The sequence below is a fragment of the Streptomyces sp. CB02980 genome, assembly GCF_014451325.2.
Classification (GTDB): Bacteria; Actinomycetota; Actinomycetes; order Streptomycetales; family Streptomycetaceae; genus Streptomyces.
The window spans coordinates 514,066-532,679 of the sequence record NZ_JACSCH020000001.1 but is presented as its reverse complement, the minus strand read 5'-3'; the positions used below and the strand labels follow the sequence as shown (position 1 = coordinate 532,679).

14 protein-coding genes and 1 pseudogene are annotated in these 18,614 nt (G+C 72.8%); 6 read left to right on the top strand and 9 right to left on the bottom strand.

Annotated elements, in window-relative coordinates:
• Positions 1-91: 91 nt before the first annotated feature.
• Positions 92-1,057, bottom strand: a complete 966-nt coding sequence (locus E0F75_RS02495) for a glycoside hydrolase family 6 protein (protein WP_187620741.1) — start codon at positions 1,055-1,057, stop codon at positions 92-94.
• 351 nt (positions 1,058-1,408) lie between these two features.
• Between E0F75_RS02495 and E0F75_RS02490 the strand changes: the two genes are divergently transcribed.
• Positions 1,409-2,422 (top strand): LacI family DNA-binding transcriptional regulator, encoded by a 1,014-nt coding sequence (locus E0F75_RS02490; RefSeq protein WP_187620740.1) that lies wholly within the window; start codon positions 1,409-1,411, stop codon positions 2,420-2,422.
• A gap of 41 nt (positions 2,423-2,463) precedes the next feature.
• Here E0F75_RS02490 and E0F75_RS02485 read toward each other — a convergent pair whose 3' ends face one another.
• Positions 2,464-3,651, bottom strand: a complete 1,188-nt coding sequence (locus tag E0F75_RS02485) for a serine hydrolase (protein ID WP_187620739.1) — start codon at positions 3,649-3,651, stop codon at positions 2,464-2,466.
• Positions 3,652-4,172: 521 nt separating this feature from the next.
• Here E0F75_RS02485 and E0F75_RS02480 point away from each other — a divergent pair.
• Together E0F75_RS02480 and E0F75_RS02475 are read left to right on the top strand one after the other, a co-directional pair.
• Positions 4,173-6,674, top strand: coding sequence for an RICIN domain-containing protein (locus tag E0F75_RS02480; protein WP_187620738.1), 2,502 nt, complete (start codon positions 4,173-4,175; stop codon positions 6,672-6,674).
• Between the two features lie 179 nt (positions 6,675-6,853).
• Positions 6,854-7,288 carry a hypothetical protein gene (locus E0F75_RS02475; protein ID WP_187620737.1) on the top strand — a complete coding sequence of 145 codons (435 nt, stop codon included), beginning with the start codon at positions 6,854-6,856 and terminating at the stop codon, positions 7,286-7,288.
• 18 nt (positions 7,289-7,306) lie between these two features.
• Here E0F75_RS02475 and glsA read toward each other — a convergent pair whose 3' ends face one another.
• From glsA to E0F75_RS02455, 4 genes are all read right to left on the bottom strand, one after another.
• Complete coding sequence (glsA, locus tag E0F75_RS02470) at positions 7,307-8,638, bottom strand: glutaminase A (RefSeq protein WP_187620736.1); 1,332 nt, start codon at positions 8,636-8,638, stop codon at positions 7,307-7,309.
• A 116-nt stretch (positions 8,639-8,754) separates the two neighbouring features.
• Entirely contained in the window at positions 8,755-9,216 is a 462-nt protein-coding gene (locus E0F75_RS02465; RefSeq protein WP_187621017.1) for a DUF3093 domain-containing protein, read from the bottom strand.
• Between the two features lie 68 nt (positions 9,217-9,284).
• Positions 9,285-9,947 (bottom strand): thioredoxin domain-containing protein, encoded by a 663-nt coding sequence (locus E0F75_RS02460; protein WP_187620735.1) that lies wholly within the window; start codon positions 9,945-9,947, stop codon positions 9,285-9,287.
• A gap of 276 nt (positions 9,948-10,223) precedes the next feature.
• Complete coding sequence (locus E0F75_RS02455; protein ID WP_187620734.1) at positions 10,224-10,907, bottom strand: hypothetical protein; 684 nt, start codon at positions 10,905-10,907, stop codon at positions 10,224-10,226.
• 449 nt (positions 10,908-11,356) lie between these two features.
• Between E0F75_RS02455 and E0F75_RS02450 the strand changes: the two genes are divergently transcribed.
• The gene (locus E0F75_RS02450) at positions 11,357-12,178 is read left to right on the top strand and encodes a DUF6042 family protein (protein ID WP_187620733.1); all 822 of its coding nucleotides are present in this window, start codon (positions 11,357-11,359) and stop codon (positions 12,176-12,178) included.
• A gap of 98 nt (positions 12,179-12,276) precedes the next feature.
• On the opposite strand, the gene E0F75_RS02445 is transcribed toward E0F75_RS02450, so the two are convergent.
• Complete coding sequence (locus tag E0F75_RS02445) at positions 12,277-13,335, bottom strand: hypothetical protein (RefSeq protein WP_187620732.1); 1,059 nt, start codon at positions 13,333-13,335, stop codon at positions 12,277-12,279.
• Positions 13,336-13,337: 2 nt separating this feature from the next.
• Positions 13,338-13,694: a hypothetical protein gene (locus tag E0F75_RS02440; RefSeq protein WP_187620731.1), complete on the bottom strand. Its 357-nt coding sequence runs from the start codon at positions 13,692-13,694 to the stop codon at positions 13,338-13,340.
• Between the two features lie 48 nt (positions 13,695-13,742).
• On the opposite strand from E0F75_RS02440, the gene E0F75_RS02435 reads away from it, so the two are divergent.
• Both E0F75_RS02435 and E0F75_RS02430 read left to right on the top strand, forming a co-directional pair.
• Positions 13,743-16,640, top strand: coding sequence for a CHAT domain-containing protein (locus tag E0F75_RS02435; RefSeq protein WP_187620730.1), 2,898 nt, complete (start codon positions 13,743-13,745; stop codon positions 16,638-16,640).
• 100 nt (positions 16,641-16,740) lie between these two features.
• Entirely contained in the window at positions 16,741-18,165 is a 1,425-nt protein-coding gene (locus tag E0F75_RS02430) for a tetratricopeptide repeat protein (RefSeq protein ID WP_187620729.1), read from the top strand.
• A 22-nt stretch (positions 18,166-18,187) separates the two neighbouring features.
• Here the strand turns inward: E0F75_RS02430 and E0F75_RS40650 are convergent.
• A pseudogene (locus E0F75_RS40650) lies at positions 18,188-18,610 on the bottom strand (GNAT family N-acetyltransferase); the annotation flags it as partial.
• Between the last annotated feature and the right edge of the window lie 4 nt (positions 18,611-18,614).

Below are 18,614 nucleotides of genomic sequence, written 5' to 3'. Positions count from 1 at the left end.
GGCTCCTGGTCGAGGGATGGATGAGGGGCGGGCCGGTGGCTCCTGCGACCCGGTCCCGGGGCGGCGGGAACCGGGCCACAGGAGTCCGGGGTCAGTAGCCGTAGATCATCTTGTAGGCGGCCTCGGGGAGGAACTGTCCGGCCGAGGATCCCGTTCCGACGCCGCAGTTGCCGTCGGACTCACCCGGGGTCTTGATCCACAGGAGCATCTCCGCGCCGCCTCCCAGCTGGGTGGGGGTACCGATGCGGCGGCCCGCGGCGTTGCACCACTCGCCGTTGGATCCGTTGCCGTTCCGGCTGGTGTCGACGACGAACGGCTTGGTGTAGCCGTAGCGGGCGGCCAGTTCGCTGTTGACCGAGTTGCCGTAGGCGGTGTTCTGCGCGGTGGTGTAGTAGTTGGAGATGTTGAGGGAGAAGCCGTGGGCCTGCCGGAGGCCGGCTTCGTGGAGGCGCTGGGCCATCGTCGCCGCGCTCACCCAGCCGGGGTTGCCGGCGTCGAGATAGACCCAGGTGTGGGGCGCCTGGCGGTTGAACTCGGCGAGTGCTCCGATGATCATGCCCTGGCGTTCGCGGATCTGCGTCTGGTTCATGCAGCCGTAGTCCGCGAGGGAGTCCGGTTCGAGGACGACGGCGGCCGGGCGGCCGGCGATCCCGCCGGCGAACTGCGCGATCCAGGTCGCGTAGGCGGACGGGGAGGCGGCGCCGCCTCCGGAGTGCCCGCCGCACGTGTCGCGGTTGTAGATGTTGTAGGCGACGAGGACGGGCAGCTTGTCCGAGTGGTCCGCCGCCCCGACGTACGCACCCGTGGCGGTGCCGATGGTGCCGCTCCAGGAGCCGAACCAGCGGGCCATGGGGGTGTTGGCGAGGGACGCGTTGATCGCGGGCGCTCGACCGTCACCGGAGTTGGCGGCGACCCACTGCTTCGCGCTGGAGCTCGGGTCCACATAGAACCCGCTGGTCATGGTGGTCGGGTCCGCCGCGTGGGCGGACGGCGCGACGGCGAGCGCCAACGGCAGCGCGGAAAGGGCTGCCACGAGGGCGCGGATTCTGTGGCGCATGGCTGTACCTCGGTTTCCTGACGGCGGACGCGTCGCGCAGTCTCGTCCCGATCCGGCGACGCACTGAGGAAGTGCGGTGGTACGGCGTCCCCTTGCGGCGGTTCCGCACCGGCGGGGACAAGAGGGCACCTCAGGCGTACGAGGATGCGTGGAAGCGCTCCCACTGGAAGCGATTCCAGTGCACGCTCTGCATGCCTGGGGTGTGGCCGTATCGTGTGACGCGCCCACAAGCACTGTCAAGAGCCGTCATGTAACCCGCACTTCACGCGGCGGAAAGAAAGCTCTACAGTCCAGGAACTGGAAGCGCTCCCAGTCTTCCACCGGTTCAGAGCACGACAGTGAGGGCAGATCATGGCCGAAGGTGTGCCACGCCGGCAGTCGACACTCGACGAGGTGGCCGAACTGGCCGGTGTGTCGCGGTCGGTGGCCTCCCGTGTGCTCAACAACGCCCCGCACGTCAGCCGCGCCAAACGCGAGGCGGTCGAACGGGCCGTCCACCGACTCGACTACGTACCGAATCCGACGGCCCGTGCGCTGGCGACCCGTCAGACGGGCGCGGCGGCCCTGGTCGTCTCGGGGGAGGATCCGTCGATCTTCGCGGATCCGTTCTTCGCCCAGGTGATCGTGGGGGCCTCGGCCGCCCTGGAGGACGCCGATCTGCACCTGATGCTGTGCCTGGCCGCCTCCGACCGGGGTCGCAGGAGAGTGGAGCAGCTTCTGCGGTCCAAGGGTGCCGACGGCGTGATGCTGATGGCGCTGCGCGAGGACGATCCGCTGGCCCGCATGGCCCAGGAGGCGGAGATGCCCGTCGTGTTCGGCGGGCGCCCGGTCGGGTTGGACCCCCGGTGGTACGTGGACGTCGACAACATCGGCGGAGCGCGCGCGGCGACCGAGCACCTGATCTCGGCCGGCCGGACCCGCGTGGCCACGATCTGCGGGCGCCTGGACACCGAGGCCGGGCGCGCCCGGTACCGCGGCTACCGGGATGCCATGCTGGCGGCGGGCCTCGAACCGTACCCGCCGGAGGTCGGCGACTTCACCGAGTCCAGCGGAGCCGAAGCCATGGCCGCCCTGCTGGCGAACCACCCCGACGTGGACGGGGTGTTCGCCGCGAGCGACAACATGGGAGTCGGCGCGCTGCGCACGCTGCGCGAGGCCGGTCGGCCGGTCCCCGGTGACGTCGCCGTGGTCGGCTTCGACGACCTTGCCGTGGCCCGGATGGCCGATCCGCCGCTGACCACGGTCCACCAGCCCATAGAGGGTCTCGGACGGGAGATGGCGCGCATGCTCGTCGCGCTCATCAACGGGCAGGACCCCACCCCGCTGATCCTGCCCACGCGCCTGGTCGCCCGCGCCAGCTCCTGACGAGACCGCGCGCTCAGCCGTGCCGCGGCCGAGGGGTCGCCTCACCCGTCCTTGAGAAGGGCGCAGGCGAAGTCCTCCTGGACGGTGCGCAGTCGGGCGAGCAGGGCGGGCTTGTTGCGGGGGCTGGTCTGGGTGTTGATGGAGAAGGTCAGGGAGCGGGTGCCGTCGGGGGTGGCAGCGATGAGCTGGGTGTAGCCGGTGGTGTTCCCGGTGTGGCCGTAGAGCACTCCGCAGCGGGTGGTGTACTGGAAGATCGCCAGCCCGGCGGCGTTCGTGCCGGGCCCCGGGGGCTCGGAGGAGTCGCCGGGGCGGAACGCGAGTTGCGCCTTGCGGGTCTGATCCGAGAGCAGCGCGGGGCCGGCGTAGGCGCGGATGAACCTGCCCAGCTCTCGGGGGGTGGAGACGATTCCGCCCGAAGCCCAGGCCCCGGAGGCGCCGAAGGCCTCGCTCACGTCCTCGGGGGCGGCCGGCGGGGCGACCGCGTAGCCGTGGAGATAGGGCCGCGGGAGCCGGTAGCCCAGCGGCAGGCTGGTGCGGTGCAGGCCCAGGGGCCGGTACACGAGCTCGTCGAGGAGGTCCTCGTAGGAGCGGCCGGTCGCGGCCTCCGCCATGAGCGCCACCGCGATGTTGTCGGAGTTGGAGTACTCGTACAGCGAGCCGGGACTGAAGAGCAGCGGCTTGTCGGCGACGAAGTCGAGGAGCCGGCGCGGGTCGAAGACGTGGTGGGGGTCGGCGGTGAGGATGGCCACGAACTCGGGGTCGGCGGAGTAGTCGGGCAGACCGCTGGTGTGCGCCAGGAGCTGGCGCAGCGTCACCGCACCCCAGGCCGCGGGCTGTCCGGGCAGCAGGTCGGCGACGGTGTCGTCGAGGGAGAGCCGGCCCTGGTCGACGAGCCGGAGGGCGACGGCGCCGCTGAACGCCTTGGCGGTGCTGGCGATCCGCATGTGGTCGTCGGGGCGCGGCGGCCGGCCGGTGGTGATGTCGCCGACGCCCGCGGTGTACACCTGGGTACGGTCGCCCCTCGTGAGCAGGGCGATCACCCCGGGCGGGCCGTCGTCCTGGGCGACGAGCCGGTCGAGCTGCCGCTGCAGGCGCGGGTCGTGCCGCGGCGGGTGGCCGTCGGCGGCCTGCGCGGGCTGGAGCAGCGTCGCGCCGAGCACGGCGGCGGTGAAGGCGGCGGCGGGCAGTACGGTGCGCGGGCGGCGGCGGCCACGGGTGCGGGTGGGCACGTGCGGATCTCCCTGGGTGCGGTGAGCTGGGGGCGGCGGGCCGGCGCCCGGCCCTCGGCCCGGGCCGGGAGACCCGGTCGGGGCACCTGCCTGCCTAGCAGACCGGAAGCCGTACGAGCCCGCGGCACGCCCCGCCCAGGGCCGGTCGGCGGACGTGTCCCACCGGTACGCGCTGAGCAGCCTCCGCTCGGGGCCGCGAGCGACGCGGTCCGGTGCGCTGCGGTGCGCTGCGGTGCGCTGCGGTCCGGTGTGCTGCGGTGCGGTGCGCGAGGCGGCGACTCGTCGTCCAGACGGAAAGTCCAAGCGCCGCGGCGATTCGTCCCTATGAGCCATGACGCGGGTGCGAGCAGTCTGAGTGCCGCTTGGCCGCATGCCGTGCACCCACCCCACCCCACCCCCCACGCCCTCACCCCCACCCCGACAGCCGGCCGCGCCCCGCCCGTCAGTTCGTCGGCCGTCCCCGAGGACGCCGGACCGTCAAGGAGCCCTCCCCCTCGCGGCTCCTCCGATCAGGGAGAACCATGCCCACTCCTCGTAGCAGACTGGCCGCGGCGCTCGTCGCCGCCGCGCTGGTCGTCACCGGCGGCAGCACGCTGGCGACGCCCATGGCGTCGGCGGCGGACGTGGCGGCCGCGGCACCCAGCGCCGCCACCTACACCGTCACCGTCGGCGCCAAGGGTTCGTGGACCCACCCCGACGACACCCCCGCCGGCACGTACATCGACAAGGACGGCACCTTCTACTTCCAGCAGGCGCACGCGCTGTACGGCGCGAGCGACCCCCGCAAGTGGACCTTCTACACCGGAACGAACTTCGACGATGCCACCCGGTCCGGCGGCATCAGCGACGCGGTGAACCCGGCCAACTCCAACGACCGCAACAACGACACCACCTGGCGCTGCAACAACAGCCCGACGGGTGTGGAGTCCACCCAGGCGCCGTCCACCGGTTCGTACGCGCACCGCAACTACTGCGACCTCGCCGGTGTCTGGGTCGACCCGGACACCGGCGACTGGTACGGACTCGTGCACAACGAGTTCACCCCGCAGCCCTTCGGCGACGGCATCCACTACGACGGCATCGACTACGCCGTCTCCAAGGACCAGGGACGTACGTGGACGATCAAGGACCACGTCATCACCTCGCACTACAGCACCAAGCGCGGCGACACCGCTGCCTTCCCGCAGCAGACCTACCACTACGGCACCGGTGACCAGCGCCTGTTCGTCGACATGGCGTCCGGCTACTTCTACGCCTTCTACGGCTCCCGGATCGTGAACAAGGGCGGTGGCTGGGCCGCGTTCTACGGGCACGTCGCCCGGGCTCCGATCGCGTCGAAGATGGCGCCCGGCTCCTGGCAGAAGTGGTACGACGGCGCCTGGTCCGAGCCCGGCGTCGGAGGCCGCGAGAGCACCATGGTCCCGGTCGGCCCCGGCAGCACGACGGGCTACATCCCGCCGTCGAAGGAGTACAACCCGGCCGGCAGCGGCACCGTGAGCCAGCAGGTGGCCGCCGGCCTGATGCCCCCGACGTCCCCGCTGTTCGTCATGGACATCACGTACAACGCCCATCTCGGCCTGTACATCGGCCAGCCCCAGGCGGTCGACCAGAGCGGCAACGCCTCCCAGGAGATCTACGCGACCGACAACCTGGCCACCCAGAAGTGGTTCCGTCTCGGTGACACCGGCAGCTACAAGAACGCGTCCTGGTACCGCTGGTTCCTCGACAGCGGCAACAAGACCGGCTCCGGGATCGTCGGCAAGAACTTCCGCTCGTACTGCTCCTTCGGCTGTTCCAACGGCACCAGCAGCGAGTACGTCAACCTGACGATCGGCACCACCGAGCCGGCGGCCCCCGTCGACACGACCAAGGCGTACCGCATCTCCAGCTCCGGTGGCCGTGTCCTGGCCCAGGTCTCCGGCGGTTCGGCCACCACCTCGCTGGCCGCCGCCACCGGTTCCGGCCTCGAGTCGTGGACCTTCACGCCGAACGGCGACGGCTCGTACCGCATCGCCAACTCCGGCTCCGGCCACCTCCTCGGCGTGAGCACCACGTCCACCGCCACGCGGGCCTGGGGCACGAAACCCACCGTCACGGCCGCCCCGACCGGCGGTCCCACCGTCGGACAGCAGTGGTTCGTCATCCGGGGCACCTCGTCCACCGACGGCACCGCCACCGGCACCTACAAGATCGTCAACCGCTACAGCGGCCTCGTGATCGGCCTCTCCGCCGACTCCGGCCGCCTCGCCGAGACCACGCCCACCCGCAGCTGGAGCAACACCACGGGCAACGCGGTCGGCGGCACCCGGACGGCGGGTGAGCAGGCCCTCACACTGGCCCCGACCACTCAGGTCCCCGAGACGGTGACGGTCACCCATCCGGGCAACCGGACGACCACCCCGAACAAGCCCGTCTCCCTCCAGATGGAAGCCGCCGACTCCGCGGGCAAGCCGCTGACCTTCGCCGCCACCGGCCTTCCCACCGGTCTGAGCATCAGCACCGGCGGACTGATCACCGGCACCCCCACCGCGGCGGGCACGTCCACGGTCACCGTCACCGCGTCCTCCGGCAGCGCCACCGGCACGACCACGTTCACCTGGGCCGTGACGGCCTCTCTCGACGGCGTCCACACCCTCACCGCCGCGGGCAAGGCGCTCGACAACCCCGACCACAGCACCACCGTCGGCACCCGGCTCATCACCTGGGCGCCGACCGGCGGCCTCAACCAGAAGTGGACCTTCACCCAGCAGACCGACGGGACCTACGAGCTCAAGAACAGCGAGTCCGGGCTGTGCGCCGACGTCGAGGGCGGCTCGACCAGCGCGGGTGCGCGCATCATCCAGTGGACCTGCACCAAGGGGGCCAACCAGCGCTGGAACATCGTCCGCCAGGCCGCCGGCACCTCTACCGTCACCTCCGCGGCGAGCGGGCTGCTCCTGACCACCGCATCCGCCGCCGACGGAGCCCTCGTCACCCAGCAGTCCGACACCGGCACGTCGCTTCAGCGGTGGACCGTCAACTGACGGTGATGCCGGCACGGCTGTGACCGACCTGCCGGGCCCTTGCGCAGCTGCCGGGGCCCGGCAGGCGTTCCCTCGCCGGTCCGGCGTACGAGCCGGGCCGGCGTCGGCTCACCACACACGTTCACCCGTTCGGAGTAGTTGAACGATCGCTCCCGGAGCGACGGCCGGACGATGACCCCATGAGCCAGAACACCGCACCCCGCCCGCCCAGCGCCGACGCACGTGCCAGAGGTGCCGCCGGCGGAACCCTGTTCGCCGGTGTCCTCATGGTGGTCATCGGTATCCTGGACATCCTCCAGGGCATCGTCGCCATCGCCAAGGACGACGTCTACGCCCGCGTCGGCGACTACGTCTTCGAGTTCAACCTGACCAGCTGGGGCTGGACCCACGTCGTCCTCGGCATCCTCGTCGGCCTCGCAGGCGCCGGAATCCTCATGGGTTCCGAGTGGGGACGGATGGGCGGCATCACGCTGGCCGTCCTGAACACCGTCGCCCAGTTCCTGTTCCTGCCCTATCACCCCTGGTGGGCACTCTTCTCGATGGCCATCTCGATCATCGTGATCTGGGCACTGGCCACGGACGACACCTCCTTCAAGAAGCACGGCGTGGCCTGATCGGGCCCGCCGCACTGATCACGAGGGCAGCCGTGCCCAGTCGGCGGCGGCGGACCGTGAGGCGAGCATGACCCCATGGCTGCCGAAGGGCACTGCGGCCTCGCCCACGAGACCCACGAGGTGTCCCATGGTCGTGACGCGCTCCAGGACCGCGCGGATGAGGGTCTCCGCGGCCGCGTCGACGGCCGTGACGTGCACGAGGTCGACGACAGCACGGCCGTGGCCGACCTCGGGCAGGCGCTCCGCCAGGGCGTAGGCCAACCGTTCGGCGGCTGTGAAGTCGAGTTCTCCCTGTGCCGCGACCCAGGTGGGCAGATCACCGGGCGCCGCTTCGCCCCCGGCCCGGGACCACGCGGCCCCACCGGGTCCGTCGCTCGGGGCGGGCTCGATGATCGTCGGGGTGCCGGGCGGAGGGTTGTGCATCAGATGGAGCCCGAGTTCCTGCGACAGCACGGTCAGCGCCGCGACCGCGCGGACGGGGTTCCCGGCGGCGTCGAGCAGGGGGCTGTAGCAGCCCATTCCGGACCGCCCCGGACTGACGGCCACCAAGCCCCCGGAAACGCCGCTCTTCGCCGGCAGCCCCACGCGGAGCAGCCAGTCGCCCGAACCGTCGTACATCCCGCATGTCGCCATGACGGCCAGGACCTGAACGGTCACCGGCTCAGGGACGACCCTCGCGCCGGTGACGGGATTGACCCCGCCGTTCGCGAGAGTCGCAGCCATCACCGCCAGGTCGACGGCATGGACCCGGATCGCGCACTGCCGGAAGTAGACGTCGAGTGCTTCTGACGGACGACCCGTGAGGGACCCCGCCGCGCGCATCAGGTGCGCGAGGGCGATGTTTCGGTCGCCCGTGGCGGCTTCGGCGCGGTAGACCTCTTCATCGACGTCGAGAGCCCGCCCGGCGAAGCCGCTCAGCGACTCCAGGATGCGCGAGAACCGCTGCTCCGCGCTTGCGGCCGGAACCAGGGCAGTGGTCGCGATGGCCCCTGCGTTGATCATGGGGTTCGCCGGCCGGCCCGTCTCCGGATCCAGACTGATCGCATTGAACGGCTCACCACTCGGCTCGGCCCCCACGCGGCGGAAGACCTCGCCCGCGCCGAGTTCGCTCAGCGCGAGCGCGAGGACGAACGGCTTGGACACCGACTGGATCGTGAAGAGCCTGTCCGCCTCGCCCGCCTGGTAGCGATGCCCGTCCGCACTGGCCAGGGCGATGCCGAAATCTGCCGGATCTGCCTGCGTCAGAGGCGGAATGTACGTGGCGAGGTGCCCGCTGTTCAGTTCCCGGAACTCACGGCACAGATTCGCCAGCAAGGCGTTCACCGCATCGACCACGACACCCTTCACCATGCGGCCATCCTCGTCCAGATATCGATGACGCCCCACCGGAGGGGCGCGAGCGTCGCCGGTCGCGCCGGCTCGCTACGTCCGCGGGCCGGGGGAACAGCCGCCCTCCGGGGCGTGGTTCACGCACCCCGAGCCGCGGCGATCGCGTCCCTGAGTGCCTCGGGCGTACGGGTCGACAAGTAGACGTACGGCGTCGGATCACCGGGATCGACCACCTCGATCCGGACCGCGCCCGGCACGAAGCTCCGCATCAGCATGTGCGCCCGAAGGTCGGCCTTGTACGTGCGCCAGGCCCGTGCCTCCTCTCCCTTCAGGACCTCGACGTCACCGAGCGCCGCGAGGGGGACGCGCGCGTCGTCGGCCACCAATAGATCGCCCACGATCCTGATCCGGGAGGAGCCCTGCGCGTTCACCCAGGAGCCCGCCACCGCCGTGCCGACCGCCCATCCGCCGAGGGCGGCGGGCAGGCCGTACGGGAAGACGATGAGCGCCGCGGCGAGGCCGACCAGGACGGCGATCACCCAGGAGGAGCGGGGAGCCGTCAGTCGTTCGTCGTACGTGGGGGAGAGGGCGGTCGTCATGGCACGTGGTCCTGTTCCGTAGGTCGCGCGGAGCGAGCAGTCCACTCCGGGGAGGTCGTCGTCGGTGGTCACCGGGCGAGCCGGGAGTCGATGAGGGCCTTGAAGTCCTCGTGGGTGCCGGGGGTCTGGATCTTCACCCCGTCGACGAGGAAGGCCGGCGTTCCCCGCACGCCGAGAACGAGTCCGTCCCTCTGGTCGGCCTCGACGCGCTCCAGAGTCGCCGGTGCGTTCACCGCGGCGTCGTACTTCGCCAGGTCGAGACCCAGGCCGACGGCGTACGTACGGAAGAGGCCGGCCTTGGACTCCTTCGCCTCGCCCCACTCCTTCTGCGTGGCGAACAGCCTGCCGTACATGGCCTCGAACCTGCCCTGCCGGGCCGCTGCCTCGACCGCGAGGGCGGCGGTCGTGCTGTTGCGATGGCCGGGCATCGGGAAGTAGCGGGCGACGAACGTCACGCGGTCCCCGTACTCGGCGCGCAGCCTCTCGACGGTGGGGTGGACCGCACCGCAGCCCTCGCATGCGAAGTCGAGGAACTCCACGACGGTCAGCTCGCTGCGTCGGGGCGTGGTCAGGCGGTGGCTGTCGTCCCGGACGGGACGGGCGTCCGCGGCGGGCTCCGTGGTCACGGAGGCGGAGTCCCTCGGCGCGAAGAGCAGGAACGAGCCGAACGCGACGCCGAGAGCCGCCACGAGGACCGCGGCGGCCAGGAGGTTCTTCTTGAGCTTGGTCATGAGTCCTCATGCGTGGGGTGGTCGGTCGCCGTGCCGCCGGGCTGCCCCGGGTCCTGGCGAGCTGCGGGGCCCGGTCGTGTGCGTGGAGGTCGGTGTGTGCGGCAGCGTGCGGCGTCGCGGCCCAGGTGACGGTGAGTGCGAGCGGCAGGGTCAGGGTGCGCGCCACCGTACGGACGGCACGCCTCCCCGGCGTCGAGGAATGCAGGGGACTCAGGGCTCTCTGCGGGCCCGCCCGGACGGGCGGGTCGGGAATGCCGAGCCCGCAGCGGCCCCGGGCTACGCCGCGAGGGCGTACGGAGGCAACCGGAGGGACACGGCCCGGTCGAGGAGAGGGGCGCGGACGGTCAGGCCGCGCCGGTCACGAGGCGGCGCACGCCCGGCGTGCAACCGGGCGATGAAGCGCGAGAGCGGCAGAGCGTCGTCCTGGGCGGGGCGGCGGGCCGGCCTGGGCCCCCAGCCGGGGACGCCGCAGCACAGCCAGACGAAACGCAGCAACGCCACCACGGCGGTGAGCACCGGCGGCGTCTGCCACCGGAACCGCTCGAAGACCCTGAGGAGCCGGGCCGCCAGAACGAGCGTGATCATGTGCCCGGCGGCGAAGGCCTTCGGAGGTGCTCCGGCGGCGGCGCCATGGCCGAGCGAGGTCGCGAAGCCGTCGGGAACACCCACGACGGCGCAGACACCCGGTACGGCGTAGGCGGCCTGATACGCCACCTGCGTACCCACGAGTGCGGTCAGCAGCTGGGTGTCGGAGAGGCGGCGCCGCGACAGGACGACCGCCCCCGAGCCCGCGCCGCACAGCAGCACGGAGAGGACCATCCACCGGGGGAGATGCCCCTGGACCAGCAGGTGACCGGCCAACGGCAGGAGCACGCAGACGGCGGCGGCGATCGCCGTCCACAGTCCGCGCATCGCCTCCGGGAGGGGCGATGCGCAGCCGGTGACGCGTGCGCGTGCCATGTCGTCCGTGCTTCCAGATTCACTCGGGGGCCCAGGTGTACGGGTGGCACCGGGCAGTTCACGCAGGGTATCCCGCCGCTCCGAACGGTCCGACCCGGCCTCACCGCAGCCGGACCCGCGAGGCGTACGCCGCCGCGCTGATGGAGGACGGTCCTGAGCGTGAGCCTCACCTCGTGGGTACGCGACCGGGCTGATCCGCCGGACCGAGGTCGCCTTCGAGGACGGTCCGGACGAACGGGGGCCGGTCCCCCAGGGCGAGGAGCCCGTCGGCAAGGTCGGCGACGGCCACGGCAACCCGGTACCGCTGTGTCCCTCCAGAGGGTGGGATCTGTTCGGACCCGCCTCCGGAGATGCACCTGGCCGACAGGATGACCCCATGCCTGTCGAACTGGTCAGGAAGCTGCCCTCGTACCCCGCGTCCGCTCCCCACAGCGCCCGTAAGGAGATCCATGTCCGTCGACCAGGACACCGACCAGGACCGCAGCGCCGGTCAACTCTCCCTGCACAACGACTGGTTTCCCAGCGGCTGGTCGAGCCACCTTCCCCGGCACCAGGCGATGACGCTGTGCATGCTCTTCGGCACCGCCACCGTCCGGGGCCTGCGCGGCAGCATCGACGATGTCCTTGAGCAGCAGTTCGGCGGCGAACCCGGCCGCTTCTTCGGTCGCGTCGGCGACTCCCTCGACTCACCCGTCGCCTGGATGGACCCGGACGCACTGGAGTACGCCGAGACCGAGGAGGAGAGGAACCGGCTCCTCGTCGATGCCGAACAGCACCGGGCCCGGTGCGAGCAACTGCTCCGCACGGCCGGCCTGCCGGTCCCGACGACGATCCGCGAGCTCGCCGACACCATGCTCGCGGTGGGCATCGCCACCCGGCACGACGACGAGTGGTCCATGCCCGACCGACTTCCGGGCCCCGAGACCGTCCTGGCCCTGACGGACGACGAGCGGGCCGAGATCGTGGACCTCCGACGGATCTGGGAGTGCGGCCCCGCGGACCAAGCCCTGATGGACCACCTCGTGGACGACTTGAACCGTCCGGCGGAGGTGTTCACGTCCGTCGACCGGCTGGCCAGGGCGACCGACCTGGACGAGGACGACCTTCGCCACGCGCTCGGCCGACTGATCCAGGAGGGCGATGCCCGGCTCGAGCGTGGCCGGGGCCGAGAGCGAACGGCCCTCGATGACCTGAAGGGTCACGAGCGGTTCCATCTCGTGCTGGACTGGCAGCACTTCGAGGAGAACCGGATCATCGTCGGACGAGTCTGATGAACGGCTGTTCGCGAATACCGGGGAAGGCGGGCGGCCCGCCTGCGGCTGCCCGTGGCCGGTGCGGCCGGTGAGCCGACGGTGCGCCAGTGGTGGGGTCACGTTCCCTTGCGCAGGGTACGGGTGATCGCGAGGCCGACGGTGGTGGTCAGTTGCTCCTCGCAGGGGATGCCCAGGGCGGTGGCGAGGTCCCGCCCGTGGAGGTCGACGGCGGCTTCCACCAGTTCGGCGAACTCGTGGACCGCCACCCGTCCCTGACGCCAGGCGCCGGTCCAGGTGACCACGGCGACCAGGGCGGCCGGCCACCACCACAGGGCGGGCAGTACGTAGAGCAGCCCCCATGCCGCGCGGCGGGTCGCGGCCGTGAGCGCGGACCGGGCGGCCTGGACCTCGCCGTGCGCCGTGTCGGGCAGGAGGAGCCAGAGCCGGGGCCAGGCCGAGACGAGGTCGATCCGGTAGGTCCGGTGGACCCGGGCGTCGGCGGCGATCAGGCGGTCGCCCATCCAGGTCGGCCTGGCCGGCCGGGCCGGTGCGATCCGGTTGCGGGCCTCGTTGAGACCGACGGTGTCCAGGGCCGCCGGGGCCGCCGGGGCCGCCGGGGCCGCCGGGGCCGCCGGGGCCGCCGGGGCCGCCGGGGCCTCCGGCATCCGGCCGACGAGGTCCGTCGCGGCCGGGTCCTCCGACGTCGTGGCCGGGCCGGCCGCCCCCGTGGCATCCGGTGCGGCCGCGTGCCGCCCGTCCGCGGCGACCAGCAGGGCCCTTGCCGCCACCGCCCGGCGGTGGGCCGCGTCGGCAGCCTCCCACCGCGTGGCGCGCCGCCGGGTCAGGGTGCGCGCGGCGGGCCGCAGCGGGGCGGGCCAGTCGCCGAGCCACAGCCGCTCGACCCCGGCCCCCAGCGCGGCGGCCAGTCGGCTGACGCCCGCGGCGGCGACCAGGAGGAGCAGCCCGAAGACGATCACCGTACCGGGCGCGTGGGCTGCGGGGTCGTCGGCCAGCGCGTCGATCCGGGCGGTCAACAGGCCGTGGTCGAGGGCGTGTCGGTGCCCGAGCACCGAGGCGCCCGAGGCCACGGCGAGGTACAGCAGACCGGGCAGGACCAGCAACGAGACCCAGGTGTCGGCGAGTTTGCCGCCCAGCGTCGCCAGGAACGTCGTCACGCTCACCACCTGACCAGACGCAGCGGGGCGTCGTACAGCTCGCACGTGCCGCCGCCGTCGAGGACGACCCGGTCACAGCGGCCCCCCGGACACACATGGGCCTCCTCCACCGGATGCCCGCCGCCCAGGCCGGGAAGCACCCCGCCGGGGGAGCGCAGCTCGCCGAGCCCCCGGGCCACGCCACATCGGCGCACCAACTCGTCCGCACGTGAGGTGAGTTCGGGAATGTCGCCGCCGGTCCGGAGTCCGGTCAGGACGGCGTCCAGTTCCGCCGCCTCCCCCTGACGTTCCACGAGCCCCCGGATCGCGCCGAGTTGCGCGCACAGCCGACCGAGCCGGATCCTCTCCTCGCCCGCCATGCAACCGCCCCCTCGGTCGACGCCGCCACGCTCGGTACCGTAACCCGTATGGCGGTCACGAGGCGGGACGATCTGCTGCGCGCCCTGGCGGCACGCGTACTGCTGTTCCGGACGAACATGGACGGGACGGCGGTACTGGACCCCGAAGCCCTGCGAATGGCGCGGGAGTTGATGCGACACGTGCCCGACCCGTCCGTCGACCTCGAAGCCGTCCTGACGCTCGCCGACCTTCACCGGTGCCGGAGCGTGCTGCTGGGTGACGAGGCCGGCCGTGAGGACGCGGCCATCGCCACAGCCCTTGAGCGGTACGCAGGCCAGGGGGAGGCGGACCCCGACCCCGAGACCGCCGAAGCGACCGCCCGCGTCGCCGCGCTCCACGCGCGGGCCAGGGAGGGCGTCCTGGCGGCGGAACGCCACCGGGACCGGGGCCGGTTGGAGAGCGCGATCCTGGCCTGTGAAGCCGCCGTCGACGGAACTCCCGTGCGGGCGCGCCCCCTCCGCGCCTCCGCCCTGGCCCTCTGGGGAGTGGCCCTGCGCCTCCGGTACGAGCGCGAGGGCAGGTCGGAGGACCTCGACGACGCGGTCACGGCCCTGCGCCGGGCCGAGGCCGCGGCCGGCACCGGACACCCCGAGCGGAACCTCGTCCTGAGCGGGCTGAGCGCCGCACTGCGCGAGCGGTACGAACTCCGGGGCGCGCTCGACGACTTGATGGAAGCGGTACGGGTCGCCCGGGCGGCCGTCGACGAAGGCGGTCCGGAGGGCCGTGGCGGACGACTGCACAACCTCGGCCTCGCCCTGCGCCTGCGCCATGAACGCACCGGCGACCCGACGGACCTCGCCCAGGCCGTCGCCGTACACCGGGAGGCCGTCGCTCTGGCCCCGCCGGGCCACCGCGACCACACCCTCCTCCAGCAGGGCCTCGCCAACGCCTTGCGCGTACGGCACGAACACACCGCCGCCGAGGCGGACGTGCGGGAGCGGCTCGACGCCCTTGAGGCGGCGCAGGCGAAGGGGGTCGCCCGGCCGGACGGCGGCGTCGGACCGGCCGACACGGCCGGAGCCGTCGGAGCGAGTGTCGGGGCCCTGGTCAATCTGGCCTCCGCGCTGACCGAGCGCTACCAGCTCGACGGCCGCCCTGAGGACGCCGATCGAGCCGAGAGCCTGCTCCGTACGGCAGCCGAATCGGTGCCCGCGCGTCATCCCCTGCACGCGGGCGTCCAGTACCAGCTGGGCCTCGTCCTGGCCGCGCGCAAGCGGCCCGGAGCCGCAGCCGCCCTTCGCGCCGCCGCCCTCCACCCCACCGCCGCACCCCTGACACGACTGCGGGCGGCACACGCCTGGGGGTTCGAGGCGATGGCGGCGCACCGGCCGGAGGAGGCCGCCGTCGCGTATGGCCACGCCCTGGCCCGACTCCCCGCTCTCGCCTCCCGTCACCTCCCCCTCGTGGACGCGGAACGGGCCCTCGCCGAGAGCCGGGGCCTCGCCGGGGACGCGGCGGCCTGCGCGCTCGCCGCCGGCGACCCAACCCAGGCGCTGCGCCTCCTGGAGTCGGGGCGCGGTGTCCTCCTCGGCCAGGGCCTCGGCCGGCACGATGACGACCTGGCCCGGCTGCGCGCCCAGGACCCCCGTACCGCGGACCGGCTCGCGTGGCTGCGTACCCGGCTGAACGCCGAAGGCCCCGATGAAGCCGAAGGCCCCGAAGGCCCCGAAGGACCCGAGGAAGCCGAAGTCCCCGCAGGATCCGGGGACGGGGCGGGAGCCACACACGAGCGCCACGCGCTCGTCTCGGAATGGGAACGGACGCTCGCCGGTGTCCGGCGCCGCGACGGCTTCGAGGACTTCCTGCTTCCGCCCGACCCCGCCGGCCTCCTCGCCGAAGGGGCGGACGGACCCGTCGTCCTCGTCAACGTCAGCCGCTTCCGCTGTGACGCCCTGGCGATCACGGCAGGGGGACTGCGTACCGTACCGCTGCCCCGGCTCGCCCTGCATGAGGTGGTCCACCGGACCACTGCCTTCCTGGGCGCCCTCGAACGGCTCCAAGCCGCGGACGAGGGCGACGACCTGATGGCCGGTCCCGCCGCCGAGGACGAGATCGACGGACATCTGGGATGGCTGTGGGACACGATCACCGGACCGGTGCTCGACGCCCTCGGCATCACGGGGACGCCCGCCGGGGAACGCCCGCCCCGCGTCTGGTGGATCCCCACCGGCCCCCTGGCCTTCCTGCCGCTGCACGCCGCCGGTCACCACCGTGAGGCCGGCGGACGCACGGTGCTCGACCGGACCGTCCCCTCGTACGCCCCCACCGTCCGCGCGCTCGCCGCAGGACGCTGCCGCACCCCCGCGCCCCCGCCCTCGTTCCTGGTGGTCGCCGTAGCCGACGCACCCGGGGCCCGGCCGCTTCCCGGAGCGGCGGGTGAGGGGGCCGCCGTCGTCGGAGCACTGCCCGGTGCGCGGTTGCTCAGTGGCGAGGCCGCCACCAGGGACGCGGTCGTCACCGCCCTCACAGACCACACCTGGCTGCACTTCTGCGGCCACGGGACCTCCGAGCCGCTCACGGCCGTGGGCAGCAGGCTGCTGGTCCACGACCACCTCGACCACCCCCTGACCGTGGCGGGGATCTCCCGCCTCGACCTGTCCGGCGCGGAGCTCGCGTACCTGTCCGCCTGCGGCACGGCCCGGTCGGGATTCACGGTCATGGACGAGGGCCTGCACCTCGCGGGCGGCCTGCAACTCGCGGGGTTCCGCCATGTGGTGGGGACCCTGTGGGAGATCGACGACACCATGTCCGTACGGATCGCCGAGCAGGTGTACGCCGGACTGGGCGCACCGAACCCGGTGGCCGACCGGGCCGCGTACGCGGTGCGCGAGGCGGTGCGCGGCGTACGCGACCGGTACCCCCGCACCCCCTCCCTGTGGGCCGCCCACATCCATGTCGGACCCTGAGCTCACCGTCGAACTCCTTTGCCGCTCAGGCGTGTTGGAGGTGTTGCGCCCGGGTGCGTGAGGGTCACAATGGCGGCACGGCGGTGGACGGGGGAGTGACGTGGTCGGGTGGTGGCGGAGGCGGGCGGGGCGGGGATCCGGTGCTGCGGCCGGCGGAGCGGACGACGGACCGGTCCGCGGCGCGGCGCGGGAGGCGGCGCTCGACGAGCTGGTACGAGCGGCGTACGAGGAAGGCGCCCCGATCCCGGAGGAGCTCGCCGCGGAGGCCGCACGCGCGGGCGACGTGCGGGCGATGACCGTGTACGGCATCGGACTCGGCAACCGGGGAGCCGTCAAGGAGGCCGAGGAGTGGCTCCGGCGCGCACGGGTCGCCGGTGACCGGATGGCCGCGCTCGCGCTCGGAACGCTGTACATGGACCGAGGAGAGTTCGCCGCGGCGGAACGGTACTTCCGGCCGGTGGCCGAGACCGGCCATGTCGGCGCCCGCCAAGCCCTGGCCGAACTGAAGGCCCTGCGCGAGACCGAGGCCCGCAGCACGCCGCCGCCGTCGAGGCCGGAGCCGGTGCGTCCACCCGCGGAGTCGGCGCCCGCTTCCGTGCCTCCGGCGGCTTCCCCCACGGAATGGGCGGCGCGGCAGCTGCTCCTCCACCCGGATGACGATCACCACCCCCACGTCCTCATGGCCATGGCCGTGCTGAAGGCCGAGGAAGGCGACGCGGCAGGCGCCCGCGCGTACGTCGCGGGCGCCCTCGCGTCCGGCGATCCCGAGGTCCTCTTCTGGGTCTCCCGGATGCACGTGGCCCAGGACGGGCTCCACGGCGCGCGCGAGCACATCCGACGGGCGGCGGACGCCGGACACACGACCTCCCAGCACACCATGGGCGTGCTCCTGACCGAGGAGGGGGACACGGCACGGGCGGAGCACTACTACCGGCTCGCCGCCGATGCCGGACACACCGACTCCTACGTCAATCTCGGCGTCCTGCTGCGAGGCCGGGGCGACCTCGACGGCGCGGAGACGTGCTACCGCAGGGCCATCGAGGCGGGCGACAGCGCAGGAATGAACAACCTCGGCAATCTGCTGCGCCAGCGCGGCGACCTGGCGGGCGCCGAACGGTGGTGGCGCGAAGCGGCGGACGCGGGCGAAAGGGACGCGCTCGTCAGCTACGGCGCCGTCCTCGCCGAGCGCGGCGACTGGGACGCGGCGGAGCCGCTGTGGCGCCGGGCGGCCGAGGCGGGACACGCCGCGGCGCGGCTCAACCTCGTGGGGGCCCTGGCGCGCACGGGCCGCATGGAGGAGGCGGAACGATGGCTTCGCTCCGTCGACACCGACACCGACGCCGCCGCGCCGCTCCCTTCCGGATCCCACGGGGCGCCGCCGCCGGACGGGCCCGCCGTCGACGACCAACCGGTCGGACCCGACCTCGCGGCCGTGGCCGACTGGCTCGGCGGCCCCGCCCGCGCGGGCGACGCGGACGCCCGCGCCGCACTCGACCTCCTGGACGGCGAACAAGGAACCCGCTGAAACACGACCTGTGCGGTCGCGCGATCACCTCCGGCAGGCCGAGCGTCTCGAAGCCGAAGGCCAGGCAGGCCAGGGCCGCCTCGGTGGCGTAGCCGTTCCCCCACGCCGAACGGGTCAGCCACCACCCCACGTCCACCCCCGCGAACGGCATGTCCGGGCCCACCACGTCCAGGCCGGCGCGGCCGATGAACTCACCGGTCTCGCGTGATTCGAGCGCCCACCACCCGAAGCCTCGCTCGTGGAAGTCGGCCCGCACGCCGGACAGCACGGCGTCGCTCTGCTCCCGCGTGAGCAATTCCGGTTTCGTCGCGCCCGCGACGGCGGGAGCGCGCTCCGAGCGACGCTGTCCCGCTCGTCGATCACCCTCGAAGGCCGTTGTCAGTGGCCGGGGATAGGTTCGTTCCTGTTCCGCCGCAACGGCGAGAACATCCCCTTCGTCGTGCATGGGA